An 18,439-nucleotide genomic window follows, 5' to 3' on the forward strand; every position below is an offset into this window, starting at 1 on the left:
GTCGGTGTTTGCAGGTCATGGGAAATCGCTGCCAGCGGTTGCATGCGCTCATTAAGATAGGCCGCAATGCGTGTCTGCATGGCATTGAACACCTTGGCCGCATGAGCGACCTCGGTCGGGCCCTTTTTCGTCCAGGTGCACCGCATAAGTGTTGGGGGCCAGGGCAGGGCGAGTTTCATGACTCGGCGCCGAGCAATTCCACCGGGTAGGAAAACACGTAGCCTTCGCTGCGTACGGTTTTGATGTAGGTCGATTCCCGCGAGTCATCCATCAGGCGCTGACGCAGGCGGCTCACCAGCAAATCAATGGAACGGTCGAACAGGTCGGCATCGCGTCCCTGGGTCAGGTTCAGCAGCTGGTCGCGGCTGAGCACCCGTTGCGGATGATCGAGAAACACGCGCAGCAGTCGATATTCGGCGCCGCTGAGGGCGACCATGGTGCCGTCTTCGTCCAGCAGGTGCCGGGCGGTGGTGTCCAGGCGCCAGCGACCGAAACCCAGCAATCGACCGCTTTCGGTGATCAGCAGGTTGGGCGGCAGCATCCGGGTGCGGCGCAGCACCGCGTTGATCCGCGCCAGCAGTTCGCGGGCGGCGAAGGGTTTGGTCAGGTAGTCGTCGGCACCCATTTCGAGGCCGAGGATGCGGTCGGTTTCGTCGTTGCGTGCGGTGAGCATCAGGATCGGCGTGGCCTTGTGCTTGCCCGAGCGCAACTCGCGGCACAGCAGCAGGCCGTCATCGCCGGGCATCATGATGTCCAGCACGATCAGGTCCACCTGATTGGTTTCCAGAAAACTGCGCATCTGCCGGCCATCGGCAACCACCGTGGTGCGCAGACCGTTTTTCTTCAGGTAGTTGCCGACCAGCTCGCGGATCTCGCGATCGTCGTCGACGATCAGGATGTGGTTCACATGTTCCATCACTCAACCCTCTTTTTATTCGCACGTTGCGCATTCTAGGGAGCCACGTCGCCGCTGCCTGCCGGCCTTTGTATCTCACTGTATCTGAGGATGTAATAGATACACTGGTATACACGGCAGCTTTTTTCGGGGGCGGGTGTATCGAAGTGTATCGAGCGCCCCGTATGACACCTTACGCGTTAAAAGGCCCGGTGCTACGACACATGGCAGATACCTCGGGACGATTGAATGGGTTCCATCGAGACAAGACAACTTGCCTCACACCACTACCCATTGAAACCTTGAGGACATCACCATGAACCGGAACAAACTCGTCGCTGCCAGCTTCCTTGCCGTTCTGAACGTCGCTGCGTTTTCCGCCCACGCGGATGTCCAGAGCCCATCGCAGACCCACGCTGCTGGCTCCCATCTGGACATCAAGAAGGTTATTTCAACGGTAGAAAATGGCGGCAGCCAATGCGGGATCGTCAATGCGCGGATGACGTACCTGGACTCCAGCGGTACGCAGAAAGTGCTGGATTACAGCAAGTTTGCCGAATGCGGCAACCAGGGTGGTTGATCGCCTGGAAGTCGGATACTGATACCTGTGTGGACCGACCTTTGTGGCGAGGGAGCTTGCTCCCGCTCGGCTGCGAAGCAGTCGCAAAAGCTTTTGGGGCCGCTTCGCGCCCCAAGCTCCCTCGCCACATCGGCTTGCTCACACTCTATCCGGGTTACGCAACCACGCGATAACACGGCACATACGCCGCGCCACCCGGTAATTTCATCCGGTGCTGGGCAACGAAGGCTTTGAGCAGTTGATCCAGCGGCTGCATCACCGCCGCATCGCCACGGATCTGATACGGCCCGTGCTCTTCGATCAGGCGGATGCCCTTGTCCTTGACGTTGCCGGCGACGATGCCGGAGAACGCGCGACGCAGGTTGGCGGCCAGTTCGTGGGCAGGCAGGCTGCGGCTCAGTTTCAGGTTGGCCATGTTTTCGTGGGTCGGATCGAACGGGCGCTGGAAGCCTTCGTCGATCTTCAGCAGCCAGTTGAAATGGAACGCGTCGTTGCGCTCGCGGCGGAACTGTTTCACCGCTTTGAGACCGGCGGTCATCTGCCGTGCCACTTCAGCCGGGTCGTCGATGATGATCTCGTAATGTTGTTTCGCCGCCTCGCCCAGAGTGGCACCGACGAACGCGTCCAGTTGCTCCAGATACGGCGCCGCGTGTTTCGGCCCGGTGAGGATGACAGGGAAGGGCAGGCCCTTGTTGTCCGGGTGCATCAGGATGCCGAGCAGGTACAGGAACTCTTCGGCCGTGCCCGCGCCACCCGGGAAAATGATAATGCCGTGGCCTACGCGCACGAACGCTTCCAGACGCTTTTCGATGTCCGGCAGGATCACCAGCTCATTGACGATCGGGTTCGGCGCTTCGGCGGCGATGATGCCGGGTTCGGTCAAGCCGAGGTAACGACCGCCATGAATGCGCTGCTTGGCGTGGGCGATGGTCGCGCCTTTCATCGGACCTTTCATCACGCCAGGGCCGCAACCGGTGCAGATGTCGAGGCTGCGCAGGCCCAGTTCGTGGCCGACTTTCTTGGTGTATTTGTATTCTTCGGTGTTGATCGAGTGGCCACCCCAGCACACCACAATCTTCGGCTCGACGCCGGGGCGAAGCGTGCGGGCGTTGCGCAGCAGGTGGAACACGTAGTCGCTGATACCCTGGGAAGTGCTCAGGTCGATGCGCTGGGCGTCGAGTTCATTCTCGGTATAGACGATGTCGCGCAGGGCGCTGAACAGCATTTCCCGGGTGCTGGCGATCATTTCGCCATCAACGAAGGCGTCGGCGGGGGCGTTCAGCAGTTCCAGGCGCACGCCGCGGTCCTGCTGGTGGATGCGGATTTCGAAGTCCTTGTAGGCTTCGAGGATGGTCTTGGCGTTATCGACATGGGCGCCGGTGTTGAGGATGGCCAGGGCGCACTGGCGGAAGAGGGTGTAGGTGCTGCCGGATCCGGCTTCGCTCAGTTGCTGAACTTCACGTTGAGAGAGGGTTTCCAGGCTGCCTTTCGGGCTGACCGAAGCGTTGATTACTTGACGTTGGGACATTCAATGATCCTTAAAACGATGTCACCCGCCGAGGACGCATGACATCCGAATAGTATGTATCCATAAAAGAAGATGGCACGAACTGCGCACTATCGCCACGTTCCCCTTTGACGATGAAAAGATGAAAAGGAGCCCCAGCATAGCTAAATCCCCCGCAGAGGCGATAATGCCCCGCAGTCTTTTTGCCCATGTTCCCGAGGAAACCCGTCGCGATGTTCGAAATCCAGCCGCAAAACCCCGAGATTTATCGAAGCCAGACGCGCCGCAGCACGATCATTATCGCCGTGGTTTTCCTGGCCCTGGCGATGCTGCTGTCGACCGCGGCGGTGGCGATGTTCGGCGAGCCGGGGGGGGACAATCTACGCTTCAACGTGGGTGGTGTGTTTGTCGCGGTGCTATTGATGGTGGCACTCATGCGCGGCACCTTCTGGCATCAGGCGTGGATGGCGCCCGCCGTGTACGGCTGGCAGCTCAAGCGCAGCCTGATGAGCATCACCAACGTCATGCATCAGGTCACGGCGGCGGTGGAAAAGGATGATCCCGGCGCCATGAAGCTGCTGCGCTTCTATCACCTGGGGTTGAGCCAGATGCACGAGCTGGACGGCAACTCCAGTGATCACAGCCAATTGATTCGCGAAATGGACCTGCACAAGGCCCGTATGGAAGCGCTGGGCATCGAGACCGATCAGACGCAATTGAACCCGGCGTGGCTTGAGGCATTGAAACAGACGCCGCGCTAACCGGTGTATTGTTGAGGCGTCACGATAATAAAAAGGCGAACGGGATCAGTCGCCACTCATCAAGATTCAGGGAGCGTCATGGGCAATCCGTCCGTCAAAGACCGAATCGAACAATCCCGCCACAGCGTGTCCCTGGTCACCGAACAGGCCGGGGCAAAACTCAAGGTCCGCTCCGCGGTTGTTTTGCTTCTGGCGGTGTGCCTGTCCATGATCGCCATCGTGATCTGGGAAGCCTGGAATTCGCGCCAGTACCATCTGCATGACAAGGGCGTGGCGATGTCCAACCTTGCGCAGACCCTGGCCTCACAAGCACAGGCGACGATCAAGCAGGCCGATACGCTGCTGTTTACGCTGGTGGAGCGCCTGGAAAACGACGGCTTCGAACCGGCCTTGTTGCCTCACCTGGAACGCTTGCTCAGTGCCCAGCGCAGTGAGCTGAGCCAGTTGCACGGCCTGTTCGTCTATGACGAGAAGGGTCGCTGGGTTGCCAATTCCAACGGCGCGGTCCTGCCGGATGCCAGCAACGCCGACCGTGAGTATTTCATCTACCATCGCGATCATCCCGACCGTGGGCCGCACATCGGTCCTTCGATCAAAAGTCGTTCCAGCGGCGAATGGATCATGACGGTGTCGCGCAGGATCAATCACGCCGACGGCCGTTTTGCCGGTGTGGCGCTGGCGACGATTTATCTCAGCCATTTTCTGTCCCTGTACGACAGCATCGACATGGGCCGCAACGGCGTGATCAACCTGATCGCCGACGACGCCAGCATCGTCGTTCGTCGGCCGTTCAAGGACGCGGAGGTCGGCACCAGTCTCGCCAACAGCCCGTTGTTCAAACAGTTGTTGCCCATGGCCAATTCAGGCACGTCAACGGTCAAGTCCATGTTGGACGGCGTTGTGCGGGTGGTGGGGTTTCGCCGGGTCGAAGGGTACCCGCTGATCGTTTTCGCCGCGCTCGACAGGGATGAAGTGCTGGCCGGCTGGCGTGAGGAGTCATTGCTCAGTGCCGGCATTGTCGCGCTGCTGCTGGTCTTTCTTGGCGTGCTGGGTTATCGCCTCATCAATCTGATGAAGCAGCAGAACCGCATCCAGAGCCAGTTGCTGGATGCCCAGGAAACGCTGATCGAGGTCAATCGCAGCCTGGAACTGCTGGCCCTCGAGGACGCGTTGACCGGGCTGTCCAATCGGCGTCAGTTCGATTTGTTCATCCACTCGGAAATCGGCCGTGCCAAGCGCAGCCTGACCGGCCTCGCATTGCTGATGCTTGATGTCGACCACTTCAAGCTGTTCAACGACCACTACGGCCACTTGGCCGGTGATGAGTGTTTGCGCAATATCAGTGCGATCATCACCGAAAATATCCAGCGCCCCGGAGATCTGGCGGCGCGCTACGGCGGCGAAGAGTTTGCGGTGGTGCTGCCTGGGACCGACTATGTCGGGGCGTTTCTGGTGGCGGAAAAAATCCGTCGCGCGGTGCTGCATGCCGGTATTCGCCACAGCGAAGGCGCAGAAGGCATGGTGACGGTCAGCCTGGGCGTCGCCGCTTACGATCCGACCTCACAAGCCCAGGCTGACGACCTGATTGGCGCAGCGGACAAGGCGCTCTATGTTGCCAAGGCCAGCGGCCGGAACATGAGCGTCATTGCCAACTGAGTCTGCCGGTTCAGACGAACCGGTCGCTGCCCTGGACCAGCCTGGTCGCCAGGTACGACTGCTTGAGTTTTTCCAGCCACCAGCCCAGGGCGCGTCCGTCATGATCGCCGCGCCAGCCGGCGTACAGAATGTTTGGTTCCCGGGGATCGGCCATCTGTTTCTCCACCAGCGTGCCGTTCTTCAGCAACGAGCCAACCCGATGTCTGGGCAGCCAACCCACGCCCAGGCCGTCGCACTGGGCGAGGATTTTCGCGCGCATGGTCGGCACGGCGAGCACCGGTTGCCCACCGGAGACGCCATAGGTGCTGCCTTCGGTGGCTCTGGACGAATCTGCCACGACGATCGCCCGGTGTTGCGTCACCGTTGTCCGGGAAATCGGTTCTTTGACCTTGGCCAGTGGGTGCCTGGGCGAGACCGCAAACACCCATTCCATTTCCCCCAGTTGCATCCAGCGCAAGGAAGGGATCGCCGGCGGTTCGTTGGTGGCGCCGATGATCAGGTCCGCGCGGCCCTCGCGCAGGGCTTCCCACACACCTTTCAATACTTCCTGGGTGATGCGCAGCGGTACACCGGATTGCAGCGCGTCGAATTCGTGTATCACCGGGATCAGGGCCTCGAACTCCAGCAGTTCGTCGGTGACGATCCACAGTCGGCTCTCCCAACCGTTGGCGACTTGCTGCACCCGTTGGGTCAGGCGCGAGACATCCTGCATCAACCGCGCCGCTTCATTCACCAGCAGCTCCCCGGCGGGGGTGAGCTGCAGGCGGTAGCGGCGCCGATCGAACAGCAGCGCGTCGAAACGCTCTTCCAGTTGCCGCGCCGCATAGGACACCGTCGACGGCGCCTTGCCCAGATGTGCCGCCGCGCGTGACAGGCTGCCGGTTTCCCGAATGGCTTGCAGCAATGCCAGGTCTTCGATGGACAACATGTGCAGATCCTTTGAGGAAAGTGTTCAGGCGGCCCGGCGTAACTTTCGCAGCCTGAACAACCTAAGATAGACCAGCACGTTGAGCGCCAGCACCACGCTGCCGAGGCCCAGTTGAATAGCGGGTGTCAGGCCCGCCGGGTAAATGACCGGCCACACGTAATGCTCGATGAAACCGCCGCCATAGCCGGTTTGCCCGGCAGCATGGCGCATGCGGTTTTCCCAGTCTGTCAGCGGGCAGAACAAGTGGAAAAACTCCACGCAAACGCCCCACGCGGCAGCCGGCAGGTGCAACCAGATCAGGTGATGCCATCTGAGCACCAGCAGCCCGCCGAACAGCACGAACAGAATGAACAACAGGTGAAACAGCACCAACCCGTCGGCGGCGATTCGGTAAAGCATGTCGACTCCCTGACACGTGATGCGATCGCTCCATGGTACTCGGGCGGAGTGCCAATCACGAAAATCAACTAACCCGGCGCGCATTCTGCCGCTTGCAGCAGTGCGCAAGATTGTTCAAGCCATCGGCGGCGACTGCTGGCACAGTTTGACGTCTTTCTCTGGTTGTAGAGCGTTATGTCCAATTCACTCGTGCCGCGCAGCGCGTTTCTCCGCGGCGCCGCGGCGATCATGCCGTTATCCCTGGCAACCGCACCGTGGGGATTGCTGGCCGGTTCCATGGCCATCGAAGCCAACCTCACGCCGCTGCAAGGCCAGGGGTTGTCGAGCATCGTGTTTGCCGGTGCGGCGCAACTGGTGGCCATCGGGATGCTCAAGGGCGGTGCCGGGATATTTTCGATTCTGCTGACCACGTTGCTGCTGACCTCCCAGCATTTACTCTATGGCATGAGCATGCGCTCGGTGATTTCGCCGCTGCCGGGGCGCTGGCGTGCAGGGTTGGGCTTTTTGCTCACCGACGAGTTGTTTGCCCTGACCAGCCAGCATGACAAACAGCAGTTCAACCGCTGGTACGCGCTGGGCGTCGGCCTGACGTTTTACATCGCCTGGAACCTCTTCACCCTTGCTGGCATTGTGCTCGGCTCCAGCATTCCGGGGCTGGAGCATCTGGGTCTGGATTTCTCCATCGCCGCAACCTTCATCGCCCTGATCACCCCGGTGGTGCGCAACGTACCGACCGTGGTTTGCGTGGCGGTGTCGCTGTTCTGTTCGGTGTTGTTCAGCTATTGGCAATGGGGCTCGGCGCTGGTGCTGTCGGGGTTGGCGGGCATGACGGCGGGCTTCGTCTGCAATAAATTCTACGGTGGACGCACATGATGGTCTGGGCCGTGATTATCGGTATGGGAATTCTGGTCTTCCTCAACCGCTACGTGTTTCTCGAACCGCGCCTGCCGCTGCGCCTGAGCAGCAACGCCCGGCAGTTTCTTGGTTTTGCGGTGCCGGGCATGCTGACCGCGATTTGCGGGCCGATTGTGTTCATGCCGGACAAGCAGCTGAATTTGCAGTGGGACAATCCGTATCTGATCAGTTCGCTGGTGGCGGTGGGGCTGGTGCTGTACACCCGCAATACCTTGCTCAGCATGCTGTTGAGCATGGGGTTTTTCTTTTTGCTGCGCTGGTGGCTTTGAACCGGGTTTTCGAAACTGATCTACGCTTAAAGTTGATGACGGATCCCTTAGGAAGAGAGGTGAGCATGGCTACTGAACCAAAGCGTCCGGATCCGGATGATGAAGACATGGATGAACCGACGGAAGAAGAGCTCGAGCGCCAGAGGCGTTCGTCGCCGACCTGGAAGCACCCTGATGACGGGAAAGAATTGCCGGACCGTGATATGGAGTTTCCGTTGAAGCCCTGAGCTCTGGGGTAAGGGCGGAACCAATAGCCGCCGTTACCGCAGAAACGGATATGCCCCCAACCCCAACCAATCTACACCTACAAAAAAGCCCCGAATCAACCGGGGCTTTGTTGTATAGGCCAATCAGATCGACACATTCCAGCGAATCTGGGTAATACCCAATTGCTGCGCCTTGATACGTGCCGTTTCAAGGGTGGCATGTACGGCGATCTTTCGATCGGATTCCGGATAAGCATGCGCAGACGCCGAATGTATGGCATCGACATCAGAAAAATGCACCGCCAGTTTGAAAAAATGCTTTCGCACACCGTCGAACATGTAATGCACGGCATAAGGAACGAGTTCGCTCATGTATTTCTCGTGAAGCCAGCCAAGTCGTTGGCTTAGTCGTCGAACAGGACATTCATAGAGATCTGCGGGGCGAGCTTCGTGCAGAAATAAGACGGCTGAAAACAGATGAGGCTCAGCGAGCCTCAGTTGTTGAGAGTCTTTCGAGGGCGGGTTCGTTCAGTTCTTTTGCCAAACGGGTCCCCAAGCGTGGTTTCAAGCGTCGTCCAGCTGCAACACATCGGGATGGGAAGCCCGATAGCCCAAGGTCTTGTCGATCCATGCACTCAGCTCGTTGACCATCACCGGAGGCTTGCCCGGATAGTGCCCGAGGGTTGAACGCAGGATGCCGTCGATCCCCGGAACTGATCGCAGGTCACGGGTCTTGATGTAATGTTCGATAAAACAGTTAAGTCGAAAGTGTTCTGTCATCGAAAGATAAACGCACTCCAGACTAACGACTTGATCAATTGCAAAATCGTCGCGCATTTAGTTCTCTGCAAGGCTTGTAGTTGTGGGATTTCCTTAATTGTTGACTTTTTGGTCAACTGGGCGGTGCCGATGGAAATGCGGCGCGCATGCTATCCGTAGTCATTCTAAATGTATGTACGCCGATGCAGATGTCAGACAAGCGGTTGAAGGATCAAATCGCCAGACTTCTACAAGTGTTTCTTGGGTGAAACACTCTTTGTAACGTTCAAGTTATTAGCCTGTATCGACAGGTGTTAAATACGATTGCGTTTGTCTCGGTATTGATAGTTTCATCTCTGCTCATCAATAAGCTCAGCGCCCTGGTTCCTGACGTTGCCAATGGCTTTGCCGACCTTGTACCACTCGAATACCTCACTGCCTTCGCCTTGCCACAAGGCCATCTGTTCGGCGCGTTCCCGGGGAGTGGCGGGGTCGAGCCATTCCCTTGCCAGTTCTGGCGACAGAACCACCGGTCGGCGGTCATGAATATCGAGCATGCCGCCGGCGCTGTCTGCGGTGATGATCACGAAACCGTCGTCGTCTCGCGCTTCCTCGCTATTCGTAGGAAACCGTCCAATCGCGGCACAGAAAATCGGCGCGCGGTCCCGTCGACGGATGAGCCACGGCTGTCGGGTCGAGTCTCCCGCATCGACCCATTCGAACCAGTTATCAATCGGTACGATTGCGCGGTGCGGCCAGATCGTGCGGAAGAACGGGCCATGGGCGACTTTTTCGACGCGGGCATTGATCGGCGCCGCGCGATCCTTCGCCCAATGCGGCCGCCAGCCCCAACGCACCTTGTCAGCCACAAGCCCAACGTCCTCCTGGTGAAACAACGCCAGTTGATGAGTCGGCGCCGCGTTGTAGCGGGCCAACGGCTCGTCGCCGACATGGTTGATCAGCGCATCGGGAATGCTCAGTACCGCGACAAAATCGTGGATGCCCCGGTACTGCGACAGTCGTCCGCACATGACCGAATCCTCCCGTCGGAGGTTTCAGCATAGTCGTGCCTCAGATCACGTGCGCCAAGGATTCACCGGTGAAAACCATCGCCGACCTCAAGGGCAGGAAAGTCGCCTACTGGAGGCGCACATGACCGTCGGCCCGTTAGACGCGCAGGCGGCCAAGGATTTGCAGAGCACGGCGGACGTCCTGTTCAAGGTCAAGGCACTGCCTTCGGCACTGGCAACCGTGCCGATCATCGACAGCTCGTTCCAGCAGGCCCTCAACCAGTAACCGACGCTGCACGGCAGCGCTGGAACCAAACACTGTGTAACCTGATCCAACCGGCGCCTGCACATGTGTGCGGGCTCAACGGTCTGGTCCAGGGCACTCCATGAAACAGCTGTTCAAGGTTTTCTGCGCACTCGCCATTGCCGTCGGGCTGGTGGGTTGCATCGCGGCTCCCATCGAAATGACGGCGCAGACGGAACAGCGGCTGCGCGCGCAACCGCCGATCCGTTTTCTGCTGACCTTCGATGACGGTCCCAGCGCGTCGAGTTTCTGGAATCCGACGATCACCATTCTCGACAGCCTGGCCACGAACCCGGTGCAACCGAACCTCAAAGCGGTGTTCTTCGTACAGACCGGCGCGCCACGGGCGGGTGATAGCGACATCGGCCGCGAGGTCATGCGCCGCGAACACGCCGACGGGCAGATACTGGGTTTTCACACGGGCACTCACTGGCACACCAATCACCGTTCCCTGAGCCCGGAAGAACTGGAACAGTCGCTGACCAAGGGCAGTGCCGATATTGCCGCGATCACCGGCACGCCACCGACCCTGGTGCGTCCGCCATTCTGGAACTATGACAAACGGGTCTTCGCGGCTTATCAAAAGCACGGCTTGCACGTGTTGCTGACCGACTTGAGTGCCAACGACGGCAAGATCTGGGGCTTCAATGCCAGTCCCCGGCGGCGGGCCAACATGCTGCGACAGCTGTCGGAAGTGCGAGAGCGCATTGCGTTGGGCGAACTGCCCACCGTGGACGGCGTGATCCCGGTGGTGGTGACCTTCCACGACCTCAATCGCTACACCGCCCGGCATGCCCGCGAGTACTTGCAAATCCTGCTGGATAGCGCACAGGCGACCGGCTTGAAAACGGCGCAGAAGCCGTTCTATGACGATCAAACCGAGCTGCAACGGGCGGCGATGGCGCGTACTGTTCGCGACAGTTCACAACCGGTGAAATTGCCGGGGATCTGGAACTGGATCTGGGGAGCGGACGCGAACTGATCCGCTCGTCGGCCAGGCTTCAGTTCAGAAACATCGGCAAATAACCCAGCTCCACCAGTTTTGTATCGATATCCCCAACCCGTTCAACGTGGTCGAGGTTTTGCTCGTTCATCACCTCAGGGCAGCTGATGACAAGGGTTCCCCGGTCAGGCACAGGAATTAGTTTGTGTGCCTGGGGGAAGTCTGCGAGGTTCAACGATTTGGGGCAAAAGCCGATCCATCCAATCGTCTGTCGGTCCTTGAAGACACGTCCTTTTCTGAAGTAATGGGCCGGTACGAGGGTGACCCAGTCAATTTCAGGCCAGATGTTCACGGCCAGGCTGATGATTTCCGTGAACATCTCCTGCGGGTGTTCAAACTTCATCAACAGGGCACCGGCGTCCTCGAACGACAGGGCGGACACGGAGTCGAGATTGTGTGCGCTGTAATGAAAAGCGACGCCTCCCTCAAGCGGGTCCTCGATGGCGTTCCACACCGAAAATTCGGTCAGGTCAGGCAGCTCGGGATCATGAGCTCGTTTAACCTTGTCGATCAGCGCTTGAGTGTCGGTACTGACATTGGTTGCAAGCGAGTCCTTAAGGCTTTTCCCTTGCAGATACCAGTTGGCCAGAAGCGGGCTGATGGCCCCGAGCTCTCGCAAAAACCTGGCCGCTTTTTCTATCTGCAGCTCAAGGGGAAGTGACGTAATGGCCTGCTTGTTGAACCTGAGTGTGAAGATGAAGCTTTTGAAGTTGGTCATGCTGACACCTTGAATGCGTTGCGGGTCGGACTAGGCGATCAATCCCGGGTTATCTCTGTAGTACTCCTCCATTTGCTTCTCTTCTTCCTTGCGCAGCTCGTCGTATTCCTCCTGGTCCTTGGTACCGGGCAGGGGGTTCCAGAACGCCCTCAGGTTGGTCAGGCCAAGGTCGCTGTATTGTTCTGAACAGTATTCGTAGACCACGCGTTGCATGAAATGCCACTCCACCGAAACAGGAGGCGTAGGCCTGGCTTTCTGTGAATGTGCTCTGGCGGGGGCAATCAATTCTTCTCTGACATTGGCCCAAGGCCGAGGGGTATTCAGGACAGGGAAGAACATGAAGGCATAGCGTGCCTTGGCCTCCAGTAATGTGCATCGGCTTTTGTCAAAGCCGTCCCACCAGGTGTTGCTCCACCGCCATTCGTTCGGGTAGGGGAAGTTCGTCACCCATTGCTGATAGCGAGAGGACAGGTCAGACATGCTGTGACCTTTACCGTTGTTGGCGATCGCCATCACGCCTTTGTCCGGAGGGCAGTCCACGCAATCTTTTTTCTCGCTCTTGCACTGCTCTTCTTTCTGACGCGTCTGTTCGCGAGTCACCGGTGGTGCGTCGGTTTTCTGGTCGGTTTGAAGTTTCGGTTGAACCTGCGGCTGCGGCATTGGCATCGGCTTGGGCGCCGGTTGCGGTGCCGGCATGGGAGCAGGGCGGGGCGGTGGCGCAGGCATACGGGTGGGTGGTGGAACCCTGATTCCTTCGAAAGGACCGCGCATGCCTCCGCGAGGGACGGGAAACGGCCCTCGGGCGAGTTGTTCGCCGGAGCCTGCGGTTCCGGGTGTTTTCAGAAGGTTGCTCATTGTCGTCCCTGGTTTACTTGGCGCGTGGCCATTCCTTTAGTGAGTCAATGTATTGCATGACGCTGTCGTAATCTCGAAAACGTTGTTCCGGCGTATCGGCAACAGGGCGTTGCATCCATTCTACAAACCCTGGCGATGTCTGAAAGCCCGGCTTGTACAACCCATAGCGCATGAACAGTTCGGTTTCTTCGGGGGCCACGATACCAAACGCTTCGGCCTCATCACGTAGCTGTCTGAGATACGCGCTGGCCTTGGGTTCACCTACTTTTGCGAACCACGCGGGGTCTTGCTGGCGAACTTCGAGCAGGAGCTTGTCGATGACTTCGTCCTGACGGATGTGATCCAGTTGTTCGAGTTGTTCTGCACTGAGTTCAAGCACTGGTAACCTCCGTTTTTTTCGGTGCATTGAAGGTCAGGTAATCCCGCTGCAAGGGTCGCCAGGTTTGCCAGAAAAGGATGCCGGACATGAGCTCCGCCTGTTGCGTCTCGGTCAAAACCGGTTCGAGGGCCTGGCGCACGGTCGGGTTGTAATAGCGGAACAACGCACGACGACCGTCCGGGAGGCGGGTAAACAACTGGCTTTTCAGGTGGGCGGCGAGGGTTTCGAACCCCTGTTCACTCCACAGCCAGGACACCAGGGGCGATTGCTGGTCCCTGCCGATCAGCCATAGCAGTAGCTGATCGCTGAGCGGGTCATCATCGGTAAAGGTCACCAGTGCCGGGCCTGCGTGCTTGATTTCATCCAGCTCGGTGCCTTCCAGCAACCATTGCCATTGAACCCGGTCACCGGGCTCATCGAAGCGTTTGGTCAGCGTCAGATAGCGCGCGCCGTCAACCAATGCGTAGTGACGCAGACCGGGATTCGCTCGGCGAGCACGCTGAATCGTCTGCAACGAATTCCGGGTTTGCGGATCGACAAGAATTGTCTGGTCGTCCGGGATCATTGGGAGGCCCCGAGATTTTCCAGCGGAACAAAACTCGCGTTCCTTTTGGCTGCCGCCAGCAAGCAGGGAAGGCACAGCGTCGGAAGTTTGAGCAACGAAGCGACCGCTGATACCGCGGCCCCGCCACCACTCATTCCGATGATGACAGTGCCGGATCCACCCACCACAACGTTTCCGTGATTACCCAACGTCCCGATGGTCACCGCCGGCAGGCCATTGATCAGCACATTGGGAACGACGTTGCTCGTCAGTGCGCTTCCGCAGGCCGTTGTGTCGGTTTGCCGGGCGGCGGCCAGTCCGTCGAAAAAGACATCCGCCGAACCGCTGACAATAGGGTTCGTACCGTGACCCGGAAGTGGACACGCCGTAGGGTCGGTGACCCGTGCTGCAGGTTTTCCACTCATGACAATCCTCCTTGAAGCACGCGTGTATCGTGCAAGCTGTTTCCTTGAGCATTCGATTTTGCGAAACACCATCGACATTCGATGGCGTCAAACAGTGCAACCTGTGTGGGGGGAGCGGTGGTGCAGGCACCGCCCGGTAAAGCGTTGAGGGCTTCTGTGGTATGCCACTGGAGATCGTACGCCGGTGCGTCATCCAGTTCGTTGAGCAGGGAGTTGTAGTGATGCAGGCCGGCAGCGTCGTAAGTCGCCTGGAGCTGGCGGGAAAGTTGCTCGCCCCAACACACGTAGTGGTCAGGCGTCCACTTCCCGATATCGGCGTGAATGAACCAACCCATGGGGCGTAATCGTTTATCGGTTTCGATCAGCCTGTCGGTGTGAGCGGCGAAACCGCAACCGATATGCAGCGTCAGCCAACCACGATTGGCGGCGAGGAAAGAGTCAGGGTCAAAGAATTGCGAGAGAGGCCGCACCTGCAGATCGTCATCACCGCACGTGCGGGCCATGATTTCAGCGTCCAGCCTGGAAACGAAGGCCTGGACGGCAGGGTGCCCCTGGCTGTTTCGGGTCGTCAGCGCGAGTCCGGCCTGAGCACCGCTCACATTTTTGAGCAGACCATACAGGCGAATGGATGACTTGAATGTCGATGGGCGAAGCATCCTTACTCCTTGAACGTTACCGTCGCAAAACCGTAACTGCCGAATTCCATTCGGACTGCAAAAAGATGAGACAGGGTGTTGCCGCATTCTCTGCGCAGGGCATGATGACCTGTTCCCTGCAGCCGACAAAGTCGGGTCGGGCAGGAAGTTGTGACCAAATGTATCTGAATTCTGGTCGTGCGTTCGCCGGTCAGTCCCTCGGCAATAACTCATCAATCATCCGCAAACAATGATTCAACCCCGGCGAGACATCGCCTACGCGCCGGCTAAGGATGATAGGCGAAGTCGCGTTGTCTTCCAGCAGCGGCGTGAAACCGATGTCGTCGCGGTGCAGCAATTGCACTGAGGCCGGCACCAGGGTGACACCGATTCCCGCGCCCACGAGACCGATGGCGGTTTGCAGCTCGTTGGTCCATTGCGCCACATGGATGCTCACACCATACGACTCGAACAACGCGATCACATGGTCGGCGTAGCTGGGACGCGGATTGCCGGGGTACAGCACGAAGGGTTCCTTCGCCAGATCGCGCAGGCTGATCGGTCCGGCCAGCAATGGATGGCCGGCGGGCAGGGCGGCGACCAGGCGGTCTTCCGTCAAGACAGTCTGGATAATGGCCGGGTCGTCGATGCGGATCCGCCCGAAACCGATGTCGATCCGACCGGCCTTGAGCGCCTGCACCTGTTGCAGCGTGGTCATTTCTGAAAGCCCGAGCTCAAGCTCCAGAGGCTCGCCGCTGCGCAAACGGCGGATCAGTTCCGGCAGCACGCCATAGAGTGTCGACGGCGCAAAACCGATGCCCAGCCAGGTTTTTTCGCCCAGGCCTATCCGTCGTGTGTTGTCGCAGACCTTGCCCAGTTGCTCGAGCAGGGCGGTGGAGTGCTCATGGAAAAACCGACCGGCGTCGGTCAGCTTCAGCGGCCTGCCGCGTTCCAGCAACAACACCCCGAGTTCGTCTTCCAGTTGCTGAATCTGCCGGCTCAGCGGTGGCTGGGCGATGTGCAGCAATTCAGCGGCGCGGGTGAAGTTGAGGGTTTGAGCCAACACCTGAAAATACCGCAGGTGACGCAGTTCCATGAGGCCTCCGCAAACAATCCAGTTGCATACCTTTAAGGTATCAAGTCAGACCAATTCTATATTGGCTTCCCGAAAAAAGCCGTACCAGAATCGGTTCCAGAACTTTAAGAACCTGACGGGTATCGCCATGCTGGAAACTGCCATTGAATCGATCGAGACGATCATCGTCGATCTGCCGACCATCCGCCCGCACAAGCTGGCGATGCACACCATGCAGAACCAGACCCTGGTAATCATTCGCGTGCGTTGCGCCGATGGCATTGAAGGTATTGGCGAATCCACCACCATCGGTGGCCTGGCGTATGGCAACGAAAGCCCGGACAGCATCAAGACCAACATCGACCGCCACTTCGCGCCGCTGTTGCTGGGCCAGGACAGCGCCAACGTGAACGCCGCGATGTTGCGCCTGGAGCGCAGCATCCGGGGCAACACCTTCGCCAAGTCAGGTATCGAAACCGCGTTGCTCGACGCCCAGGGCAAACGACTCGGCCTGCCGGTCAGTGAACTGTTGGGCGGGCGGGTTCGCGATGCACTGCCGGTGGCCTGGACCCTGGCCAGTGGCGACACCGACAAGGACATCGCCGAAGCGGAAAAAATGCTCGACCTGCGCCGCCATCGCATCTTCAAACTGAAAATCGGTGCCGGCGAAGTCAATCGCGACCTGGCCCACGTCATCGCGATCAAGAAAGCCCTGGGTGATCGCGCCAGCGTGCGGGTCGATGTCAATCAGGCCTGGGACGAAGCCGTCGCGCTGCGTGCCTGCCGGATCCTCGGCACCAACGGCATCGACCTGATCGAACAGCCGATTTCGCGCAACAATCGCGCCGGCATGGCGCGCCTGAACACCATGAGCCCGGCACCGATCATGGCCGACGAATCCATCGAGTGCGTTGAAGATGCGTTCAATCTGGCGCGTGAAGGCGCTGCGTCGGTGTTCGCCCTTAAGATCGCCAAGAACGGCGGCCCGCGTGCCGTGCTGCGAACGGCCGCGATTGCCGAAGCGGCCGGCATTGGCCTGTACGGCGGCACCATGCTTGAAGGTGGCATCGGCACACTGGCTTCGGCCCATGCATTTGTCACGCTGAACAAACTGGCGTGGGACACCGAGCTGTTCGGCCCGCTGCTGCTCACCGAAGACATCCTCAGCGAGCCGCTGGTCTATCGCGATTTCGAGCTGCACGTACCGAAAACCCCGGGCCTGGGCCTGAGCCTCGATGAAGAGCGCCTGGCGTTCTTCCGTCGCGACAAAACCTCTACTGCCATTCATCTTGCTTGAGGAGAGCCTTATGCTGTTCCACGTAAAAATGACCGTGAACCTGCCGGTCGACATGAATCCTGAAGCAGCCGCCCGATTGAAGGCTGACGAAAAAGCGCTCGCCCAGCGCCTGCAAGAACAAGGCAAGTGGCGTCACCTGTGGCGCATCGCCGGGCTTTACGCCAATTACAGCGTGTTCGATGTCGACAGCGTTCAAGAGCTCCACGACCTGCTGATGCAATTGCCGCTGTATCCGTACATGGCGATCGAAGTCACCGCGATGTGCCGGCATCCTTCTTCCATCCGCGAGGATGACCGCTGAACCCAGCCTGTTCAGTTCGCTACGCTAATAATTACAAGATGAGGAACCACCATGAACGTCAAGATTTCCCACACTGCCAGCGCCCAGAAATTTCTCGAAGAGGCCAGCGGCCTGCTCAATGACGCCGGCAACCCGCGGGTCAAGGCACTGATCTACCGCATCCTGCGTGACTCGGTGAACATCATCGAAGATCTCGCCGTGACCCCGGAAGAATTCTGGAAAGCCGTCAACTACCTCAACGTACTGGGTGCGCGTCAGGAAGCGGGTCTGGTGGTGGCCGGGCTCGGTCTGGAACATTACCTGGACCTGCTGATGGACGCCGAAGACGAGCAGGCCGGCAAGGCGGGTGGCACGCCGCGGACCATCGAAGGGCCGCTGTACGTGGCCGGTGCACCGTTGTCCCAGGGCGAAGCGCGTCTGGATGATGGCGTCGATCCGGGTGTGACGCTGTTCATGCAGGGCCGAGTGTTCAATACCGCTGGCGAACCGTTGGCCGGCGCCGTGGTGGATGTCTGGCACGCCAACACGGGCGGCACTTACTCGTACTTCGATACCACGCAATCGGAATTCAACCTGCGCCGCCGTATCGTCACCGATGCCGAAGGCCGTTACCGTTTCCGCAGCATCGTGCCGTCGGGCTACGGTTGCCCACCGGACGGTCCGACCCAGCAACTGCTCGATCAACTGGGCCGTCACGGCCAGCGTCCGGCGCACGTGCACTTCTTCATCTCGGCACCGGATCATCGTCACCTGACCACCCAGATCAACCTCGATGGCGATCAATACCTGCACGACGATTTCGCCTACGCCACCCGTGACGAGCTGATCGCGAAGATCACCTTCAGCGATGATCAGGCACGTGCGGCGGCCTACGGCGTGAGCGGGCGCTTTGCCGAAATCGAATTCGATTTCACCTTGCAGTCGTCTGCCCAGCCTGAAGAGCAGCAACGTCACGAGCGGGTTCGCGCACTCGAGGACTGATCACCTCGACTGCCGAACCGGGCCACGAGATAACCGA

The 18,439-nt window shown here is 59.2% G+C and carries 24 protein-coding genes and 2 pseudogenes; 11 read left to right on the forward strand and 15 right to left on the reverse strand.

Annotation, left to right across the window (positions count from 1 at the left end; translation table 11 throughout):
- Nucleotides 1-2 precede the first annotated feature (2 nt).
- A pseudogene (locus ACM6I5_RS19160) lies at nt 3-122 on the reverse strand (hypothetical protein); the annotation flags it as partial.
- 53 nt (nt 123-175) lie between these two features.
- On the reverse strand, nt 176-916 hold the full coding sequence (locus tag ACM6I5_RS19165) for a response regulator (RefSeq protein ID WP_017339377.1): 741 nt from the start codon (nt 914-916) through the stop codon (nt 176-178).
- Nucleotides 917-1,211: 295 nt separating this feature from the next.
- Here ACM6I5_RS19165 and ACM6I5_RS19170 point away from each other — a divergent pair, with 295 nt between their 5' ends.
- Nucleotides 1,212-1,475, forward strand: a complete 264-nt coding sequence (locus ACM6I5_RS19170) for a DUF2790 domain-containing protein (protein WP_414879661.1) — start codon at nt 1,212-1,214, stop codon at nt 1,473-1,475.
- A gap of 154 nt (nt 1,476-1,629) precedes the next feature.
- On the opposite strand, the gene ppnN is transcribed toward ACM6I5_RS19170, so the two are convergent.
- The gene (ppnN, locus tag ACM6I5_RS19175) at nt 1,630-3,003 is read right to left on the reverse strand and encodes a nucleotide 5'-monophosphate nucleosidase PpnN (protein WP_017339375.1); all 1,374 of its coding nucleotides are present in this window, start codon (nt 3,001-3,003) and stop codon (nt 1,630-1,632) included.
- Between the two features lie 212 nt (nt 3,004-3,215).
- Here ppnN and ACM6I5_RS19180 point away from each other — a divergent pair, with 212 nt between their 5' ends.
- Complete coding sequence (locus ACM6I5_RS19180; RefSeq protein ID WP_414884427.1) at nt 3,216-3,743, forward strand: DUF3087 domain-containing protein; 528 nt, start codon at nt 3,216-3,218, stop codon at nt 3,741-3,743.
- Between the two features lie 78 nt (nt 3,744-3,821).
- Nucleotides 3,822-5,399 carry a sensor domain-containing diguanylate cyclase gene (locus ACM6I5_RS19185; protein WP_414879660.1) on the forward strand — a complete coding sequence of 526 codons (1,578 nt, stop codon included), beginning with the start codon at nt 3,822-3,824 and terminating at the stop codon, nt 5,397-5,399.
- A gap of 10 nt (nt 5,400-5,409) precedes the next feature.
- Here ACM6I5_RS19185 and ACM6I5_RS19190 read toward each other — a convergent pair whose 3' ends face one another.
- Entirely contained in the window at nt 5,410-6,327 is a 918-nt protein-coding gene (locus tag ACM6I5_RS19190) for a LysR family transcriptional regulator (RefSeq protein ID WP_017339372.1), read from the reverse strand.
- Nucleotides 6,328-6,351: 24 nt separating this feature from the next.
- Nucleotides 6,352-6,726 (reverse strand): DUF2784 domain-containing protein, encoded by a 375-nt coding sequence (locus tag ACM6I5_RS19195; RefSeq protein ID WP_414884428.1) that lies wholly within the window; start codon nt 6,724-6,726, stop codon nt 6,352-6,354.
- Nucleotides 6,727-6,900: 174 nt separating this feature from the next.
- Here ACM6I5_RS19195 and ACM6I5_RS19200 point away from each other — a divergent pair, with 174 nt between their 5' ends.
- The 3 genes from ACM6I5_RS19200 (at nt 6,901) to ACM6I5_RS19210 (ending at nt 8,137) form a co-directional block, all read left to right on the forward strand.
- The gene (locus ACM6I5_RS19200; RefSeq protein ID WP_017339370.1) at nt 6,901-7,599 is read left to right on the forward strand and encodes an AzlC family ABC transporter permease; all 699 of its coding nucleotides are present in this window, start codon (nt 6,901-6,903) and stop codon (nt 7,597-7,599) included.
- The gene (locus ACM6I5_RS19205; RefSeq protein ID WP_193393033.1) at nt 7,599-7,910 is read left to right on the forward strand and encodes an AzlD domain-containing protein; all 312 of its coding nucleotides are present in this window, start codon (nt 7,599-7,601) and stop codon (nt 7,908-7,910) included. Before ACM6I5_RS19200 ends, ACM6I5_RS19205 begins: the two co-directional genes overlap by 1 nt.
- Before the next feature lie 65 nt (nt 7,911-7,975).
- Entirely contained in the window at nt 7,976-8,137 is a 162-nt protein-coding gene (locus tag ACM6I5_RS19210; protein WP_017339368.1) for a hypothetical protein, read from the forward strand.
- A gap of 123 nt (nt 8,138-8,260) precedes the next feature.
- Here ACM6I5_RS19210 and ACM6I5_RS19215 read toward each other — a convergent pair whose 3' ends face one another.
- From ACM6I5_RS19215 to ACM6I5_RS19225, 3 genes are all read right to left on the reverse strand, one after another.
- A complete protein-coding gene (locus ACM6I5_RS19215) occupies nt 8,261-8,488 on the reverse strand; it encodes a DUF6555 family protein (protein WP_017339367.1) in 228 nt (75 codons plus the stop codon).
- Between the two features lie 192 nt (nt 8,489-8,680).
- A complete protein-coding gene (locus ACM6I5_RS19220; protein WP_017339366.1) occupies nt 8,681-8,953 on the reverse strand; it encodes a hypothetical protein in 273 nt (90 codons plus the stop codon).
- A gap of 272 nt (nt 8,954-9,225) precedes the next feature.
- The gene (locus tag ACM6I5_RS19225; protein ID WP_017339365.1) at nt 9,226-9,906 is read right to left on the reverse strand and encodes an SOS response-associated peptidase; all 681 of its coding nucleotides are present in this window, start codon (nt 9,904-9,906) and stop codon (nt 9,226-9,228) included.
- A gap of 106 nt (nt 9,907-10,012) precedes the next feature.
- Here ACM6I5_RS19225 and ACM6I5_RS19230 point away from each other — a divergent pair.
- Nucleotides 10,013-10,171, forward strand: a pseudogene (locus ACM6I5_RS19230) (ABC transporter substrate-binding protein); the annotation flags it as partial.
- A gap of 100 nt (nt 10,172-10,271) precedes the next feature.
- The gene (locus tag ACM6I5_RS19235; RefSeq protein WP_414884429.1) at nt 10,272-11,171 is read left to right on the forward strand and encodes a polysaccharide deacetylase family protein; all 900 of its coding nucleotides are present in this window, start codon (nt 10,272-10,274) and stop codon (nt 11,169-11,171) included.
- Nucleotides 11,172-11,190: 19 nt separating this feature from the next.
- Here the strand turns inward: ACM6I5_RS19235 and ACM6I5_RS19240 are convergent, their stop codons facing one another.
- From ACM6I5_RS19240 to ACM6I5_RS19270, 7 genes are all read right to left on the reverse strand, one after another.
- Entirely contained in the window at nt 11,191-11,910 is a 720-nt protein-coding gene (locus ACM6I5_RS19240) for an Imm52 family immunity protein (protein ID WP_414879062.1), read from the reverse strand.
- 30 nt (nt 11,911-11,940) lie between these two features.
- A complete protein-coding gene (locus tag ACM6I5_RS19245) occupies nt 11,941-12,765 on the reverse strand; it encodes a Tox-REase-5 domain-containing protein (RefSeq protein WP_031319001.1) in 825 nt (274 codons plus the stop codon).
- Between the two features lie 13 nt (nt 12,766-12,778).
- Entirely contained in the window at nt 12,779-13,144 is a 366-nt protein-coding gene (locus tag ACM6I5_RS19250; protein WP_017339360.1) for a hypothetical protein, read from the reverse strand.
- Nucleotides 13,137-13,709, reverse strand: coding sequence for a DUF4123 domain-containing protein (locus ACM6I5_RS19255; RefSeq protein ID WP_414884430.1), 573 nt, complete (start codon nt 13,707-13,709; stop codon nt 13,137-13,139). Before ACM6I5_RS19255 ends, ACM6I5_RS19250 begins: the two co-directional genes overlap by 8 nt.
- Nucleotides 13,706-14,113: a PAAR domain-containing protein gene (locus ACM6I5_RS19260; RefSeq protein WP_017339358.1), complete on the reverse strand. Its 408-nt coding sequence runs from the start codon at nt 14,111-14,113 to the stop codon at nt 13,706-13,708. The genes ACM6I5_RS19255 and ACM6I5_RS19260 overlap by 4 nt, the downstream gene beginning before the upstream one ends.
- A complete protein-coding gene (locus tag ACM6I5_RS19265) occupies nt 14,110-14,769 on the reverse strand; it encodes a hypothetical protein (protein ID WP_414879060.1) in 660 nt (219 codons plus the stop codon). The genes ACM6I5_RS19260 and ACM6I5_RS19265 overlap by 4 nt, the downstream gene beginning before the upstream one ends.
- A 190-nt stretch (nt 14,770-14,959) precedes the next feature.
- Nucleotides 14,960-15,844: a LysR family transcriptional regulator gene (locus ACM6I5_RS19270; protein ID WP_414879059.1), complete on the reverse strand. Its 885-nt coding sequence runs from the start codon at nt 15,842-15,844 to the stop codon at nt 14,960-14,962.
- A gap of 127 nt (nt 15,845-15,971) precedes the next feature.
- Here ACM6I5_RS19270 and ACM6I5_RS19275 point away from each other — a divergent pair, with 127 nt between their 5' ends.
- From ACM6I5_RS19275 to catA, 3 genes are read left to right on the forward strand one after another with little or no spacing between them, the layout of a single operon-like run.
- On the forward strand, nt 15,972-17,120 hold the full coding sequence (locus tag ACM6I5_RS19275) for a muconate cycloisomerase family protein (protein WP_017339355.1): 1,149 nt from the start codon (nt 15,972-15,974) through the stop codon (nt 17,118-17,120).
- A gap of 10 nt (nt 17,121-17,130) precedes the next feature.
- A complete protein-coding gene (gene catC, locus ACM6I5_RS19280; protein WP_017339354.1) occupies nt 17,131-17,421 on the forward strand; it encodes a muconolactone Delta-isomerase in 291 nt (96 codons plus the stop codon).
- A 51-nt stretch (nt 17,422-17,472) separates the two neighbouring features.
- Complete coding sequence (catA, locus tag ACM6I5_RS19285) at nt 17,473-18,402, forward strand: catechol 1,2-dioxygenase (protein WP_414879058.1); 930 nt, start codon at nt 17,473-17,475, stop codon at nt 18,400-18,402.
- Nucleotides 18,403-18,439 lie beyond the last annotated feature (37 nt).

The sequence above is a fragment of the Pseudomonas sp. IT-P171 genome (assembly GCF_949767765.1).
Lineage (GTDB): Bacteria > Pseudomonadota > Gammaproteobacteria > Pseudomonadales > Pseudomonadaceae > Aquipseudomonas > Aquipseudomonas fluorescens_B.

What these genes read in the sequence shown, in the direction of transcription:
- catC (WP_017339354.1), top strand. Translation starts at nt 17,131, where the DNA reads ATGCTGTTCCACGTAAAAATGACCGTGAACCTGCCGGTCGACATGAAT.
- ACM6I5_RS19265 (WP_414879060.1), bottom strand. Translation starts at nt 14,769, where the DNA reads ATGCTTCGCCCATCGACATTCAAGTCATCCATTCGCCTGTATGGTCTG.
- ACM6I5_RS19220 (WP_017339366.1), bottom strand. Translation starts at nt 8,953, where the DNA reads ATGCGCGACGATTTTGCAATTGATCAAGTCGTTAGTCTGGAGTGCGTT.
- ACM6I5_RS19240 (WP_414879062.1), bottom strand. Translation starts at nt 11,910, where the DNA reads ATGACCAACTTCAAAAGCTTCATCTTCACACTCAGGTTCAACAAGCAG.
- ppnN (WP_017339375.1), bottom strand. Translation starts at nt 3,003, where the DNA reads ATGTCCCAACGTCAAGTAATCAACGCTTCGGTCAGCCCGAAAGGCAGC.
- ACM6I5_RS19180 (WP_414884427.1), top strand. Translation starts at nt 3,216, where the DNA reads ATGTTCGAAATCCAGCCGCAAAACCCCGAGATTTATCGAAGCCAGACG.
- ACM6I5_RS19245 (WP_031319001.1), bottom strand. Translation starts at nt 12,765, where the DNA reads ATGAGCAACCTTCTGAAAACACCCGGAACCGCAGGCTCCGGCGAACAA.
- ACM6I5_RS19210 (WP_017339368.1), top strand. Translation starts at nt 7,976, where the DNA reads ATGGCTACTGAACCAAAGCGTCCGGATCCGGATGATGAAGACATGGAT.
- catA (WP_414879058.1), top strand. Translation starts at nt 17,473, where the DNA reads ATGAACGTCAAGATTTCCCACACTGCCAGCGCCCAGAAATTTCTCGAA.
- ACM6I5_RS19260 (WP_017339358.1), bottom strand. Translation starts at nt 14,113, where the DNA reads ATGAGTGGAAAACCTGCAGCACGGGTCACCGACCCTACGGCGTGTCCA.
- ACM6I5_RS19170 (WP_414879661.1), top strand. Translation starts at nt 1,212, where the DNA reads ATGAACCGGAACAAACTCGTCGCTGCCAGCTTCCTTGCCGTTCTGAAC.
- ACM6I5_RS19270 (WP_414879059.1), bottom strand. Translation starts at nt 15,844, where the DNA reads ATGGAACTGCGTCACCTGCGGTATTTTCAGGTGTTGGCTCAAACCCTC.
- ACM6I5_RS19235 (WP_414884429.1), top strand. Translation starts at nt 10,272, where the DNA reads ATGAAACAGCTGTTCAAGGTTTTCTGCGCACTCGCCATTGCCGTCGGG.
- ACM6I5_RS19255 (WP_414884430.1), bottom strand. Translation starts at nt 13,709, where the DNA reads ATGATCCCGGACGACCAGACAATTCTTGTCGATCCGCAAACCCGGAAT.
- ACM6I5_RS19185 (WP_414879660.1), top strand. Translation starts at nt 3,822, where the DNA reads ATGGGCAATCCGTCCGTCAAAGACCGAATCGAACAATCCCGCCACAGC.
- ACM6I5_RS19215 (WP_017339367.1), bottom strand. Translation starts at nt 8,488, where the DNA reads ATGAGCGAACTCGTTCCTTATGCCGTGCATTACATGTTCGACGGTGTG.
- ACM6I5_RS19200 (WP_017339370.1), top strand. Translation starts at nt 6,901, where the DNA reads ATGTCCAATTCACTCGTGCCGCGCAGCGCGTTTCTCCGCGGCGCCGCG.
- ACM6I5_RS19205 (WP_193393033.1), top strand. Translation starts at nt 7,599, where the DNA reads ATGGTCTGGGCCGTGATTATCGGTATGGGAATTCTGGTCTTCCTCAAC.
- ACM6I5_RS19195 (WP_414884428.1), bottom strand. Translation starts at nt 6,726, where the DNA reads ATGCTTTACCGAATCGCCGCCGACGGGTTGGTGCTGTTTCACCTGTTG.
- ACM6I5_RS19165 (WP_017339377.1), bottom strand. Translation starts at nt 916, where the DNA reads ATGGAACATGTGAACCACATCCTGATCGTCGACGACGATCGCGAGATC.
- ACM6I5_RS19275 (WP_017339355.1), top strand. Translation starts at nt 15,972, where the DNA reads ATGCTGGAAACTGCCATTGAATCGATCGAGACGATCATCGTCGATCTG.
- ACM6I5_RS19225 (WP_017339365.1), bottom strand. Translation starts at nt 9,906, where the DNA reads ATGTGCGGACGACTGTCGCAGTACCGGGGCATCCACGATTTTGTCGCG.
- ACM6I5_RS19190 (WP_017339372.1), bottom strand. Translation starts at nt 6,327, where the DNA reads ATGTTGTCCATCGAAGACCTGGCATTGCTGCAAGCCATTCGGGAAACC.